The following is a 13827-nucleotide window of genomic DNA, read 5'->3' as shown; positions in this document are numbered from 1 at the left end:
GCCCGAGCGAGCTGAGGAGGCTCCGAGCCCATGAATGCCATCCATCCGAAAGTGACCACCGGTGCGCTGCCCGCGTCCCGCAAGATCCACGTGCCCGGCACGCTGCATCCCGATATCCGTGTGCCGATGCGCGAAATCGCGGTCCATCCGAGTGCCGGCGAGCCGCCGCTGACGGTCTATGACTCGTCCGGCCCCTACAGCGACCCGGCGACGGATATCGAGATCGCAAAAGGTCTGCCTAGGCTGCGCGAGGACTGGATCGCGGTGCGCGGGGATACAGAGGGCTATGACGGGCGCCGCGTGCAGGCGATGGATAACGGTTTCGCCGAGGGAACCCGGCTGACACCGGAATTCCCGGTCCGTTATGCGCCGCGCCGGGCCACCGGCGGCAAGGCGGTGACCCAGCTCGCCTATGCGCGGGCCGGGATCGTGACGCCCGAGATGGAGTTCGTCGCGATCCGCGAAAATCTTGGCCGTGCCGCCGCGAAGGAGGCGCTGGCGCGCGAGTCCCTGGAGCGTGATGGGGAGAGTTTCGGCGCCTCGATCCCTGATTTCGTCACGCCCGAGTTCGTGCGCGACGAGGTGGCGCGCGGGCGGGCGATCATCCCGGCCAACATCAACCACCCGGAGAGCGAGCCGATGGCGATCGGCCGGAACTTTCTGGTGAAGATCAACGCCAATATCGGCAACTCGGCGGTCACCTCCTCGATGGAGGAGGAGGTCGAGAAGATGGTCTGGGCCACGCGCTGGGGCGCCGACACGGTGATGGATCTCTCCACCGGGCGGAACATCCACAATATCCGCGACTGGATCCTCCGCAATTCGGCGGTCCCGATCGGCACCGTGCCGCTCTACCAGGCGCTGGAGAAGGTTGGCGGCGTGGCCGAGGACCTGACCTGGGAGCTTTACCGCGACACGCTGGTCGAGCAGGCGGAGCAGGGCGTCGACTATTTCACCATCCATGCGGGCCTGCGCCTGCATCACGTGCCGCTTACGGTGGACCGGGTCACCGGGATCGTCAGCCGCGGCGGCTCGATCATGGCGAAATGGTGCCTGCATCATCACCGCGAGAGCTTCCTCTACGAGCATTTCGGGGAGATCTGCGACATCGCCCGCGCCTATGACGTTTCCTTCTCCCTCGGGGACGGGCTGCGTCCGGGCTCCATCGCGGATGCCAACGACGCCGCCCAGTTCGCCGAGCTGGAGACCCTCGGCGAGCTGACGCAGATCGCCTGGGCGAAGGATTGCCAGGTGATGATCGAGGGCCCGGGCCACGTCCCGATGCACAAGATCCGGGAGAACATGACGAAGCAGCTCGAGGTCTGCGGCGAGGCGCCGTTCTACACACTCGGCCCGCTCACGACCGACATCGCGCCCGGCTACGATCACATCACCTCCGGCATCGGGGCGGCGATGATCGGCTGGTTCGGCACCGCGATGCTTTGCTACGTCACCCCGAAGGAGCATCTCGGCCTGCCCGACCGGGACGACGTGAAGACCGGCGTCATCACCTACAAGATCGCCGCCCATGCAGCCGACCTCGCCAAGGGCCATCCGGCGGCGAAACGGCGCGACGACGCCCTCAGCCGGGCCCGTTTCGAGTTCCGCTGGGAGGACCAGTTCAACCTCTCCCTCGACCCGGAAACGGCGCGCAGTTTCCATGACCAGACCCTGCCGAAGGAGGCGCACAAGCTGGCGCATTTCTGCTCCATGTGCGGGCCGAAATTCTGCTCCATGCGGATCAGTCACGAGATCCGCGGCGAGGCGCAGAAGGAGGGCATGGCGGCGATGGCGGAGAAATATCGCGCCGGCGGAGATCTTTACATGCCGGTTGGGGAGAGCTGAGGCCGCATTTCATGTTGCGTTGCGGCGTGATTTTGTTGCGCCGCAACGCGCTAACCCCTTCCAGAGCCTCGGAAATCCCCAGTGCTTTTGCCTCTTCTGTCGTTATCGGATAACTTATGTCGTAAGAACGATAAACGGGAGAGGTGAAGGTCATGGCGTTGCTGACGAAAGCGGAAGAGATTTCCGATATTGCCTTCGGGTTCATGGGCTCGAAGGCGCTTTTCGCTGCGCTGCATCATGGAGTTTTCACCGCCCTGGCCGACGGCCCGCTCTCCGTCGGGGAGATCGGCGAGGCGACCGGACTGCATCCCGACCGGGTGCAGACCCTGCTGACCGCGCTCGCCGCGCTCGGCGTGGTCTCGACCGAGGACGGCCGTTTCGCCAATTCGCCCGCCGCCGAGGCCTTCCTGGTGAAGGGCGCGAAATACGATTTCGGCGACTATCTCCGCTTGCAGGTGGATCGGCAGATGTACGGGCTGCTCGACCAGATCGAGGACGCGATCGCCAACAACCTGCCGGACGACGCGACCAGCTCCTATGCCGACTGGTTCTCCGACCCGGAGCAGGCGCGGCTCTATTCCAGGAGCCAGCATGCCGGCTCCCTAGGCCCGGCGCGCGGCCTCGCCAAGCAGGTCGATCTCTCCGGCGGCAAGAAGCTGCTCGATGTCGGCGGCGGCACCGGCGCCTTCGCCATCACGCTGGCCAGGGCTTTCCCGGACCTGACCGCCACCATCGTCGATTTCCCGAACGTCGCCGATCTCGGCGAGCAATATATCGAGAAGGCCGGCCTTTCCGACCGGATCAGATATATCCGCGGCAACGCGCTCCGCACCGAGTGGCCGGAGGGGCAGGACGCCATCCTGATGTCCTACCTCTTCTCCGGCGTGCCCGGCGACGAGCACGAGAACCTGCTGCAGGGCGCCTGGAACAAGCTGGTCCCCGGCGGCCGCCTGCTGATCCACGATTTCATCGTCAGTGCCGACCGCACCGGCCCGAAACTCGCCGCCCTCTGGCAGCTCCAGCACACGGCCTTCACCCCGGAGGCGCGCTCGCTCGACGACGCGTGGCTGCAGGAGAAACTGGAAGCGACGGGCTTTGTCGACGTGAAGGTCGAGCCGATGATCCCCGGCATGACGATGCTCGCGGAAGCGGTGAAGCCGGGGTGAGCCCGCCGTTTCCCCACCCACGGCCCGCCGCTCCCGCACCTGACCGCCGTCCCCACCCGGTCTCTATCCCGGCCCCACAACAGTCGTCATCCCGGCCGGAGAGCCGGGACCCAGCATTTCGAAGAGCGGTGACGGCGCGGAAATGGATCCCGGATCAGGTCCGGGATGACGGTCTGGATTTGGCAGAAGCGTGTCGTGCCCCCATGGTCCCGAAGCGCTAGGATGCAGGCACCATGAGCGAGAAAACCGACACTGCCGACAAACCTGATCTCGAAGCGCGCCGCACCGAGATCATAGCGGAGATGGGTCGGCGTCTCGATAACGGGCAGGCTTCGATCGACGGTGAAAAAATCTTCGCAGCGTTTCAGGCGGCAATCGACGAAGGCATTGCCAGCGGCGCGCCTGTCCGAATGGACCTCGCGGCATTCAAGGCTGAGATGCGTTCCCGGAGAGACTCCGGGTAAATCGAGAATGCAGGCGTTGTATCTTTTAACGCTGGCAATGGAGAATTAGTTAGAGAATTCGGTAGTGTGTCCCCTTGTTTCCCCTCGGAGAGACTCCGGGTAAATCGAGAATGCAGGCGTTGTATCTTTTAACGCTGGCAATGGAGAATTGAGTCGAGAATTAAGTAGTGCGTCCAATTAATTTTTATTTAAAATAGAATGTCAATATATATTGAGCTATCAGTGTCATCGATGAGCTCTCCGCCAAATATTAATAAAATACTGAGTAGCATTATTATTATGAAAAGTTCTGATAGCCACGTTTTCAGTCCTTGTTTTAATATGGGTCCGCCGTTTTTTAAGCGAATTAATGTGCTTAATGTGTTCTCATAAATGCTTATTTCTTTATTTATTTTGGATAAAATAACATCAATATCTTTGCGGGCTTTAGATATAGCGTCTTTTGATATTTGTTCTCCAAATCTTTCGGGGTCGTATTTTTTCAATATAGCAATAATTTTTTCTCTTTCTTCGTCCCGTTTGGGGATTAATTCTGTAAGTTTATGTTCGATATATTTGATCCTGACATCTAGGTAAGACGTAAATTTTTTTTCAGCATTGAATGCGATGGCAAATAATAAAAAAAGTGGTGATAATGGCCAATAAAATGCAATTAGTATTGGTGATATATAGTTTTCACTATAGTATTGATATTTATTTCCGTATACGGAGAGTTTTTTGCCAATTTCGGTTTCTAATATTTCATCAAAGAAGCTTGAAAGGCCATGGGTGTATTTTGTGAGAATGGATGCGCTGCGCATTAAAATCATTTTTCGAATAAGAGAGAGTCTTTCTGCTAATTTATGAGCTTCAATTATATCGGGCTTGGACAATAATATTTCACGATACATTTTATCGAACTGACTTCCGGTCAGTCTAATTCTAGCATATGCTTCTATAATGGCTCTACTTAGAGTAAACCACATTATAAAATAAGGAATTACAAAGTGCGCGGGCGGTAATGGTATTGAAATATTGAAAAAATAACAAATCTTCCAAATCGAATATGATATCGTTTCGCCAAATGGAAGAATGTAGAAATTATAGGAAATAATAATATTGGAGAGTATTTTTCCAGGTTGATAGTTCACAAACCGGTCGATTAAGCTGGAAACAGCAGCCATATTGGCTGCGATGCCGACAATCTTCCACCAGAATAGAACATTTCGCAGGGTTTTGGTGCTGTCACCTTGCTCAAATTCTTTAACGTCGAACACTAACAAGCTCACATAAAGTTTTTCTTTTCATATTATTTTCACACGAAAAAAGTGCAGTCAATCCCGAGAAAATCGTACGGTTCTATGGTTGTTTTCGCAAAAATTGAGTTTGCAGAAGCTCGGATCGGGCCGTGCGGAAAGTTCTGCTGAACAAAGTCAGTTTATGTTGGCAAACAATATAGGAGTGGATCAGCTCGGGTTTCCCTCACAACACCCGATACACATTATAAACCGGACCGCTCGGCGTCCGGTCCCCCGTCCCGACGCAGACCGCCTTGTTCAGCCAGAGATACTTGTCCGCGCTGGTCTCGAAGCGCGGCGTGATGCGGAAGTAATAGTCGTCGCGGTTCACCGGCTGGCCCGCGTTCAGCCGCGCCATCACCTCTTCCGGCCCGTGCCGGAGCCCGGCATAGGTCATGTAGATCAATGCGCCGTCGTCGGTTTCCAGCACCAGGCGGACGTCGAGCTGGGTGACGCCGTCCTGGCGGACCAGGATCCAGTCCCCGCCGCCGCCGCGCACCGTCCCCTTGAGCCCCGGGCCCTCGAACGTGCCGCCGGTGACCTTGGCGATCTTGCGCTCGCCGTAGGGCGTGTGGCCGAGGAGCTGGAGCGGGGCTTCCACTTCCAGCGTGATGTCGAAGAGATGTTCCGTCTGGATATGGCTCATGGGGCCGGTCCTCCCGTTTATCGTTAATGGGAGTATGGCCGTTTCGCCGGCGCTTGGAAATCGCTCGCTCCGCATCGCGGAACGGCCCGGCGCGAACCTATTCGGTGACGGTGACCGTCGCCCGCATCTTCGGGTGGATCCGGCAGCGCAGGATGAAGCGGCCCGGGTTCTCGAAAGTCACGGCGACCTCGCTGCCGGAATTCTGCAGGCCGATATCGAAGGCGCCGCCCTCGGTATCGGAATAGACATTGTGGCCGAAGACGTCGGAATTCAGGAAGAGGACATGTTCGCCCGCCTTGATGGTGACCGCTTTCGGCCGGAAGGCGATACCGGCCTGCTCGATCACCGCCGGCGTCGCGGCAGAAAGGGCGCCGACGGAAAGCCAGGCCCCCGCGGTCGCGAGGGCGAGGCTTCGGGCGATGCGTGTCCGCGTCCGGGGCGCCATCGTCAACGGTTCACCACGGGCGCGGCGATGTCGATTACCGCACCGCCGCCGGAGGCGATGCGGCCGATCCTCGCGAGCCCGCCGCGCGCGACGTCGAGGCGGTAGAGCTCCCGGCCGGCGACGGCGAAGCCGTGATACTCGTCCTGCGGGTCGGTGTGGATGTCGATCGCCTCGACCGTCGTTCCGGGCGCGAGTCCTGTCGGGCCGACGCTCTTCAGCACGCCGTCGTTCGGCGGGTCCTGCACGGCGTAGATTCCGTGCAGGCTGTCAACGTCGAAGAGCTGGGTGTATTTCGTGCCCTTATAGGCATTGATATAGGCGCCGGCCAGCACGCCGGTCGTCTTGCCGGCGTTGCGGTCGCCGGCGGCATAGGCGAGGCGGCCGTCCACGATGGCGGCGCCGGTCTCGACATTGACGCGGAGATTCTGACCGTTCGAGGCCATCACCCGGAGCCTGTCGGCCTGCGGGTTGAAGTCGACCACCAGATTATCGACCGCTTCCAGCCGCTCGGAGATCTTGGACTTCAGGGTCGCGGCGCCGCTCTCCGGATCGATCGTGTAGATCGCCCCCGAGGCCGTCACGGCATAGAGCGCGAGATCGGCCGGGCGGATATCGATCCCGAGCACCTTGGTGTCGACACCGGTGATATCGACGATCCTGGTCCTGGAGGGCGCGCTGTCGGTCAGCAGTACGAGCTGGTTGCGGGCGGTGAGGGCGATCAGGTCGAGCGCGGCGGCGGGGGCCGCCCAGGCAATGCCGGCGGCGAGCAGAACCGCGGCAAGAGTCTTGGAGAGAATCATCGGATTGTGTCCGTTTCCCGTTTGCGACTTGCCTTGCATACGACGCGGCACGGGGAACGGATCGGATTCGCCGGGCGGCGGATCAGAGTTTGAAGATCGCCTCGACCTTGGCCTTCAGCTGGTCCGGGGTGAAGGGCTTGGCGATATAGGCGTCGACCCCGGCGCGGCGGGCCTCGATGACGAAGTCCTTGTTGGCGTTCCCGGTCAGCATGATGAATTTCATCTTCGGAAAGATCTTGCGTACCGCCTTCAGGAATTCGAGCCCGTTGATCTCCGGCATGTTCCAGTCTGAGACGATGAGCTGCACGTCGCCGTCGAGCTCGCGCAGGATCTTCAGTGCCTTCAACCCATCGGGCGCGTGGAAGATGCGCTTGAAGCCCATCAGTTTCAGGGAGCCCTGGGCGAGTTTGGTCGCCATCGGCTCGTCTTCGGCGACGATCACCTGGAATTCCGAGAAATTCGGGCGGATGGCGGCGAGAGGATCGGTCTGGCTGTTCATTGAGCGGCCTGGCTCTCCAAAAGGGTACGGCTTTCCTCAAGCGCGGCGAGCAGCCGTTCCGCCGCCGCCGCGTATTCGTCTACATGAAGCGTTCCGGCGGCAGTTTCAAGCGAAAGCGCGTCGCGATAGACCCGGCGGAGGCCGACCGAGGCGGCCGCGCTTTTCAATGTGTGGGCCGCTTCGCCGAGCGCGGCCGCATCCTGCGCCGCGAGATGGCCGGATATCGCGGCGCTGTGGTCGCCGAGGCCGGAGAGAAAATCCGTCACCATTTCGGCCGCGAAGTCGTCGCCGAGCTGGGCGCGGTAGGTGTCCAGCACCTCCGGCTCCAGCGCCGGGCCGTCCTGCATCAGTTTCTCCGCCACCGGCGAGGCGGGGGGAGGCGCGTCCCCGGCATCGGGGAACAGATCCTCGCCCGTTTCCGTCTCCGGAATGACCGGGCCGAGCACCCGGGCCAGCGCCTCGAAGAGCAGGCCCGGATGGATCGGCTTGGCGACGTATCCGTCCATGCCGGCCTCCATGCAGCGGGAGATCTCCTCGGCTGTCGCCGCGGCTGTCGCGGCGAGGATCGGGATATCGGAGCGGGGCGGCGGCAGCGCGCGAATGCGGCGCGTGGCTTCCAGTCCGTCCATACCCGGCATGTTCATGTCCATCAGGATGGCGTCGAAGGTCCCGGCCGGCTCGATTTCGATCGCGGCGAGTGCGGCGGCGCCGTCTCCGACGATGCGGAGCGTGTGCCCCTCGGCTTCGAGCAGCCCGCGGGCGACCTGCTGGTTCACCAGATTGTCCTCCGCAACGAGGAGCGAGAGCGGCGGCAGCGTGGCGGTGACGGCATCGGCGTTCTCGTCCGGCGCTTCGCCGAGCGCGAGGGGCAGTTCGAACCAGAAGGTGCTGCCCTCGCCGGCGACGCTGTCGACGCCGATGGTGCCGCCCATCAGCTCGACAAGCTGTTTGCAGATCGCGAGCCCGAGCCCGGTGCCGCCATATTGCCGCGCGGTGGAATTATCGGCCTGGCTGAATTCCTGAAAGAGCCGCCCGAGCTTGTCCTCGGGAATTCCGATCCCCGTATCGCTGACGGCGAAGCGGTAAAAACCCGGCTGAGCACCCGGTGCGACGGCGATGGTGACGCCGCCGCTCTCGGTGAATTTCAACCCGTTGCCGACAAGGTTCAAGAGGATCTGCCGGAGCCGGGCGCTGTCGCCCTTAAGGTGCGCCGGGCAGTCCGCGTCGATCTCGGTGCTGAAGGAAAGCCCTTTCTCCTCGGCGCGGCCCTGCATCAGGGCGAGCGAGCCCTCGATCAGGCGGCGGAGATCGAAGTCGAGCACTTCCAGGTCGAGCTTGCCGGCTTCCAGCTTGGAGAAATCGAGGATGCCGTTCAGCAGGTGCATCAGCCCCTCGGCGCTCTCCAGCACGGTTTCGGCGAAATGCCGCTCCTCCTTGCCGAGCGGCTTGCGCAGCAGCAGACGGGTCATGCCGATGACGCCGTTCATCGGGGTGCGGATCTCGTGGCTCATCATGGCGAGGAAGTCGGACTTCGCCTTCGCCGCGGCCTCCGCCGTATCGCGCGCTTCCCTCACCTCGGTCATCACGTCGCGGAACACCATGAGCGAGCGCGCCATGCCGCCGATTTCGTCTCCGCGGCGGAGATCCTTGGGGTCGACCTTGATCGAGCGGTCGCCGGAGGCGAGCTCGATGGTGCGCCGTCCGAGCCGGTTCAGCGGGCGAATGATATCGCGCGCCAATAGGGCCGCCACGAGCAGCGAGACCAGGAGCACGCCGATCAGGATCCAGATGATGAAGCGTCTTGTCTGGTCGACTTCGTCTTCGGCAGCAAGCCAAAACCGATAGCCGTCCTCGGCCGCAGTCTGCACCAGAATATCGAGATCGGTCTTTACCCGCTCAGCGATTCGGTCCCGTTCCTCGACTCTTTGAGGATCGGCACGGGCCGCCATCGCGATCTTCCACCAATCATTGAATTCGCGTTCGATCTTGGTCGCGAGTTCCTTGGTCCGTTCGGACATCCGCCGTTCCAGCGCGACGTCGAGATCGAGGAAAAAGTCCTCCCGAAGACGCTGAAGGTTGTCCTCGCTGGCGCCGACGGAAAGCCGTTCCTCGAGTTCGAGGATCAGGAAATCCGACTGCGCGGCGCGTGCGAAATTGATCGCCTGGAAAGGCTTGTCATACATCGCTTTGGCGATGTCGCCGAGCGACCATGTTGCGAAGAGGCTCGTTCCCGCAAGGGCGCCCGCAGCCAGCACGGCCACCAGGAACGCGCCGATCAGTTTGAAGCGGAGGGACATTGGCCCGGACTATTCGGTGACGGTGATCTTCAGCCGCATGCGCGGATGGATGCGGCAGCGCACATCGACGATGCCAAGCTTCTCGAGCACCACGTCGCGCTCTTCGCCGGGGGCCTGCAGGCCGATATCGAAACCCGCGCCTTCGGTCTCGGAATAGACGTTGTGGCCATAAAAATCGTCATTCACGAAGCGAACCATGTCGCCCCGCTTCACCTCTATTTCCTTCGGTGTGAAGTGGCGACCCTTCTGACTGACAATGGCGGCGGGATCGGCGGCAAGCGGAACCGCGACGCCCGCTGTCAGCGACAATGTGGCTGCCAGCAGAGCGGCGCCAAGTGTTCTCCTGAGGGACATGCGAACGTCCAATCTGTGGCCGGAAAAAATCATTATACCGCAATTTCCGCGGGTTTACTTGAGAGAAGCCTCCAAGTCTATAAATCCTCGTGACCGATGCCGTCGTTCACAAACAGGCGATCCAGCTCGAGTCGATGAAACAGCTCGGCTTGCGCTCCCCTGTCGGGACCGAAATAGAGCCCGAGAGCGGCGCAATGCTGGAAGAAGCCCGGGGCCGGGAGCTTCCTGCCGGATTTCGAGACAACGACTGCCGCACGCAATGGCCGGCCTTCCGCATGATCCCGGCTCACCAGCCGTTCAAGCGCTTCTGTCAGCTTGTGAATGGCCTTCGGGCCGGGAATCGCGGCCTCGGCGGCGAGTTCCGCGTAGGCGATGCAGCGTCGCTCGCGCGCATACCGTTCGAGGACCTCAAGCAGGCGCGGATACCAGTCCGGTGCGGGCGGAGTTTCCGGTTCAGGCGCGGTCATCTGTTCCTCTTCGGCCGGAAGGGCTACGTGACAGGGGACGGTTTCTTCAGTAAAGGGTGAAGCAAAGCATGTGGAACCAAAAATGACGGCTTTCAGGGCGACGCTTTTCAACGTCCTCTTCTACATTTTCACCCCCATCATCGGCCTGCTGGCGCTTCCGGCTTTTCTCGGCCCGCGGAGCTGGGTCTGCTGGGTGCGCGATGCCTGGTGCCGCGGCACGCTGGCCCTGCTGGCGCTGACGGTCGGGTTGCGCTGGCGGATCGAAGGCACGGAGCACCTGCCGCAAGGCCCGTGTCTCGTCGCCTGCAAGCATCAGTCTGCCTGGGAAACCATCGCGCTGCAGCTCTTCTGCCCCGATCCGGCGATCGTATTGAAGCAGGAATTGCTGAAACTGCCGGTAGTCGGATGGTATTTCCGCAAGGTGGGCATGGTCCCGATCGATCGCTCCGCCGGCGCCGGAGCCCTGAAGCTGATGGTGAAAGCCGCGGAGGAGCGGGCGGCCGAGGGGCGCCCGGTGGTGATCTTCCCGCAAGGAACCCGCGTCGCGCCGGGCGATGAGAGAGCTTATCATCCGGGCGTCTACGCGCTTTATCGCGCACTTGGCCTGCCGGCCGTGCCGATTGCGCTCAATTCCGGGAAATTCTGGGCCAAGGACAGCTTCATAAAATATCCGGGAACGATCGATGTCCGTGTGCTGGCGCCGATCCCGCCGGGACTGGACCGCAAGAGCTTCATGAGCCGGCTCGAAGCGGCGATCGAGGAAGAGACCGCAAGACTGGAGGCGGCGGCCTCTACTTGATCGTCATCTTCATGACCTGGACGTTCAGCAGGTCATCCTTGTCGATGATGTCGCGCAACCGGACCCAGAGCCCGTCCCGGATCTTGTTGATGCCGTCGAATCCGTTCAGGTCGTCCTGCGTGAAACGGCTCGCATAGACGATGACCGCATCGCGGATGCGCGGTTCCAGGCTTGCGACCCGGGCCTGAGCGGCCGGGTCCTTCAGCTCAAGCGCGAGACTCAGCAGCATGAAAACCGGGTAACGGCGCTCGGTCTGCAGGTTGATAACGAATTCTTCGAGCTGGAAAACGACGGCGTTGGGGGTGGTCTCGGCGAAAGGCGGAGGCGCCTTGTTCAGATAGGGCTCTTCCTTCGGTGCCATCTCGGCGCCATTCATCGCGGCCCGGCGCTTTCCAAGTGGATCGAATCCCGGGATCAGCCCGAACATCACGGCCCCCATTCCGGCGCCGACGATGAGCATCAGCGGCAGGGTCACGAAGATGATCAGCTTCTTCACTTGGTACAGGCTCCGTTCGCGCGATGGACTGTCTCAAGCCCTTCAACTAGCAGCTATGCTGTTCGTCTGAACAGCATTTCCGGTGCAAAGGGCCGGTCTTTCGGTCCTATGATAGGCTCTGCGTACGGAGGATGAGTGTGTCGATGCAAGACAAGGATGCGCGAGAGTGGCTGGAATTCTATATGAAGCAGCCGGAAGAGCGCCATGCCGAGAAGCTTCGGGCCGAGGCGCCGGGCGTGGAATCCTTCGTGATTGATCTTGTCGATGACCGCTTCTACATCACCTTCCGCTTCGACGACGGGCGCGAGCGCGCGATCGCGCTCAGCGAAGACCGAGCGCTGTTTCTGCGCGAATATCTGACGACGGGGCTGATGGAGCGGGCCGCACGGGGCCGCTAAAGCGGCCGCCTGGGGCCTCAAATCTCCGTTCAGCGTCCGACCGCGTAGCCTTGCATGCCGCGCGGATTTGCAGCGGCGCGCAGCATCTCGCCGTCCTTGGCGGCGGCCGTAAGGCGGCCTTCCGACCAGTCCTCGCCGACCTCGACATCGTGGCCGCGGCGGCGCAGTTCCTTGACGGTCTCTTCCGGGAACCTTCCTTCGACCACCAGTCGCTTATCGATCCGGCCGCGCGGCCAGAAGGAGCTCGGGAAATGCTCGTTGTGGAAGGCCGGGCAGTCGATCGCCTCCTGCAGGTTCATGCCGTGCTCCGCATGGTGCAGGAAAAGCAGCAGGGACCACTGGTCCTGCTGGTCGCCCCCCGGCGTGCCGAACGGCATGTAGGCCTCGCCGTCGCGTAGCGCGAAGCAGGGCGAGAGCGTGGTGCGCGGACGCTTGCCCGGTGCGAGCGTGGAGGGCGAGCCCTCCTCGAGCCAGAACATCTGCGCCCGGTTGCCGAGGCAGAAGCCGAGTTCCGGGATGATCGGCGAGCTCTGCAGCCAGCCGCCGCTCGGCGTCGCCGAGACCATGTTGCCGTCGCGATCAATGATATCGATATGAACGGTGTCGCCCTTGGCCTCGCCCATCTTGCCGACGGTCGGCTCGCCGACGCCGAGGCCGGCGCCGGAAATGTCCGCCGCATGCGGCTCCAGCGTGAAGGCGATGTTGTTGCTGTAGCCCTCGATCGTGCCGGCGACGAAGGCATCGGAGGCTTCCTTGCCGACCAGTGCCCGCCGGCTCTCGGCATAGGCGTCGCTCAGCAGCGTCTCCATCGGCACGTCGACGAAATTCGGATCGCCGTAATAGGCCTCGCGGTCGGCATAAGAGAGCTTGGACGTCTCGGTCACGGCATGGACGAAATCCGGACCGGTCGGGTCCATATCGGCAAGGCCCATGGACTTCAGCAGGGACAGCTGTTGCAGCAGTACAGGGCCCTGGCTCCAGGCGCCCGGTTTCATCACCGTGTAGCGGCCATAATCGTAGCTGAGCGGGGCCTCGTAGGTGGCCGACCAGCCGGAAAGGTCGTCGCCGGTCAGCAGGCCTTTGTGGCGGCGCCCGGTGGCGTCCATGTAGGCATCGCGGCAGAAACGGTCGATCGTCTCGGCGATCCAGCCGCGGTACCAGATGTCGCGGGCGCGGTCGATCTGCGCCTCGCGGCTTCCGCCGCCGGCTTCCGCTTCGCGCACGATGCGCTCATAGGTGTCGGCCAGCTTCGGGTTGGAAAACATGCCGCCCGGAACCGGCGCCTTTCCATCTTTCAGATAGATCGCGGCCGAGGTCTTCCACTCGTTCAGGAAGAGGTCGCGCACGGTCTCCACCGTGTCCGTGATTTTCGGTACCACAGGGTAGCCGTTGCGCGCGTAGCCGATGGCATATTCGAGGATCTGGGCGAGGCCCATCGTGCCGTGATCGCGCAGCATCAGCATCCAGGCGTCGAACGCGCCGGGCGTTACTGCGGCGAGCAGGCCGCTGCCGGGAATGAGATCGAGGCCGAGATCGCGGATCGCCGGGATAGTCGCGTTTTGCGGCGCCGGGCCCTGGCCGCAGATCACCCGCGTCCGGTTTTCCTTCGCGCTGTGCATGATCAGCGGCAGGTCGCCGCCCGGGCCGTTCAGGTGCGGCTCGACGATCTGCAGCACGAAACCTGCCGCGACGGCCGCGTCGAAGGCGTTGCCGCCGCGCTCAAGGATGGCCATGCCCGCCGAGGAGGCGAGCCAATGGGTCGAGGCGACGACACCGAAGGTGCCGCGGATTTCCGGTCTGGTCGTAAACATCGTTGTTCCTGGAACGGAGGTGTCGAGGAGGACCGACTATAAGGCTGTAAACTGCGGGTTCGC

The 13827-nt window shown here is 61.9% G+C and carries 15 protein-coding genes; 5 read left to right on the top strand and 10 right to left on the bottom strand.

The genetic code is table 11. The features are described from left to right. Positions 1 to 30 precede the first annotated feature (30 nt). The 3 genes from thiC (at position 31) to NUH88_RS05910 (ending at position 3475) form a co-directional block, all read left to right on the top strand. Complete coding sequence (gene thiC, locus NUH88_RS05920) at positions 31 to 1845, top strand: phosphomethylpyrimidine synthase ThiC (RefSeq protein WP_257770592.1); 1815 nt, start codon at positions 31 to 33, stop codon at positions 1843 to 1845. 152 nt (positions 1846 to 1997) lie between these two features. Continuing rightward, entirely contained in the window at positions 1998 to 3011 is a 1014-nt protein-coding gene (locus tag NUH88_RS05915; protein WP_257770590.1) for a methyltransferase, read from the top strand. A 233-nt stretch (positions 3012 to 3244) separates the two neighbouring features. Further along, positions 3245 to 3475, top strand: coding sequence for a hypothetical protein (locus NUH88_RS05910; RefSeq protein WP_257770588.1), 231 nt, complete (start codon positions 3245 to 3247; stop codon positions 3473 to 3475). Positions 3476 to 3663: 188 nt separating this feature from the next. On the opposite strand, the gene NUH88_RS05905 is transcribed toward NUH88_RS05910, so the two are convergent. The 8 genes from NUH88_RS05905 to NUH88_RS05870 all read right to left on the bottom strand — a co-directional run bounded on the left by NUH88_RS05905 (position 3664) and on the right by NUH88_RS05870 (position 10260). After that, complete coding sequence (locus NUH88_RS05905; protein ID WP_257770587.1) at positions 3664 to 4731, bottom strand: hypothetical protein; 1068 nt, start codon at positions 4729 to 4731, stop codon at positions 3664 to 3666. 205 nt (positions 4732 to 4936) lie between these two features. Then, on the bottom strand, positions 4937 to 5398 hold the full coding sequence (locus NUH88_RS05900) for a DUF3237 domain-containing protein (RefSeq protein WP_257770585.1): 462 nt from the start codon (positions 5396 to 5398) through the stop codon (positions 4937 to 4939). 97 nt (positions 5399 to 5495) lie between these two features. Next, on the bottom strand, positions 5496 to 5843 hold the full coding sequence (locus NUH88_RS05895; protein ID WP_257770583.1) for a cupredoxin domain-containing protein: 348 nt from the start codon (positions 5841 to 5843) through the stop codon (positions 5496 to 5498). 2 nt (positions 5844 to 5845) lie between these two features. Beyond that, positions 5846 to 6643: a DUF4394 domain-containing protein gene (locus NUH88_RS05890; RefSeq protein ID WP_257770581.1), complete on the bottom strand. Its 798-nt coding sequence runs from the start codon at positions 6641 to 6643 to the stop codon at positions 5846 to 5848. A gap of 82 nt (positions 6644 to 6725) precedes the next feature. Beyond that, positions 6726 to 7142, bottom strand: a complete 417-nt coding sequence (locus tag NUH88_RS05885; RefSeq protein WP_257770580.1) for a response regulator — start codon at positions 7140 to 7142, stop codon at positions 6726 to 6728. Beyond that, on the bottom strand, positions 7139 to 9439 hold the full coding sequence (locus tag NUH88_RS05880) for an ATP-binding protein (RefSeq protein ID WP_257770579.1): 2301 nt from the start codon (positions 9437 to 9439) through the stop codon (positions 7139 to 7141). Before NUH88_RS05880 ends, NUH88_RS05885 begins: the two co-directional genes overlap by 4 nt. Positions 9440 to 9448: 9 nt before the next feature. After that, positions 9449 to 9793: a cupredoxin domain-containing protein gene (locus tag NUH88_RS05875; protein WP_257770578.1), complete on the bottom strand. Its 345-nt coding sequence runs from the start codon at positions 9791 to 9793 to the stop codon at positions 9449 to 9451. A 77-nt stretch (positions 9794 to 9870) separates the two neighbouring features. Continuing rightward, positions 9871 to 10260: a hypothetical protein gene (locus NUH88_RS05870; protein WP_257770576.1), complete on the bottom strand. Its 390-nt coding sequence runs from the start codon at positions 10258 to 10260 to the stop codon at positions 9871 to 9873. Between the two features lie 82 nt (positions 10261 to 10342). Between NUH88_RS05870 and NUH88_RS05865 the strand changes: the two genes are divergently transcribed. After that, entirely contained in the window at positions 10343 to 11059 is a 717-nt protein-coding gene (locus NUH88_RS05865; protein WP_257770574.1) for a lysophospholipid acyltransferase family protein, read from the top strand. Here NUH88_RS05865 and NUH88_RS05860 read toward each other — a convergent pair. Then, on the bottom strand, positions 11052 to 11555 hold the full coding sequence (locus tag NUH88_RS05860; RefSeq protein ID WP_257770572.1) for a flagellar basal body-associated FliL family protein: 504 nt from the start codon (positions 11553 to 11555) through the stop codon (positions 11052 to 11054). The genes NUH88_RS05865 and NUH88_RS05860 overlap by 8 nt on opposite strands. 137 nt (positions 11556 to 11692) lie before the next feature. On the opposite strand from NUH88_RS05860, the gene NUH88_RS05855 reads away from it, so the two are divergent. Beyond that, on the top strand, positions 11693 to 11953 hold the full coding sequence (locus NUH88_RS05855; RefSeq protein ID WP_257770570.1) for a hypothetical protein: 261 nt from the start codon (positions 11693 to 11695) through the stop codon (positions 11951 to 11953). A 29-nt stretch (positions 11954 to 11982) separates the two neighbouring features. Here NUH88_RS05855 and NUH88_RS05850 read toward each other — a convergent pair whose 3' ends face one another. Further along, complete coding sequence (locus tag NUH88_RS05850; protein ID WP_257770568.1) at positions 11983 to 13764, bottom strand: gamma-glutamyltransferase family protein; 1782 nt, start codon at positions 13762 to 13764, stop codon at positions 11983 to 11985. Positions 13765 to 13827 lie beyond the last annotated feature (63 nt).

It is taken from the genome of Nisaea acidiphila, from assembly GCF_024662015.1.
GTDB lineage: Bacteria > Pseudomonadota > Alphaproteobacteria > Thalassobaculales > Thalassobaculaceae > Nisaea > Nisaea acidiphila.
The sequence above is the reverse complement of the archived record's forward strand: the minus strand, read 5'-3'. Positions and strand labels throughout refer to the sequence as shown.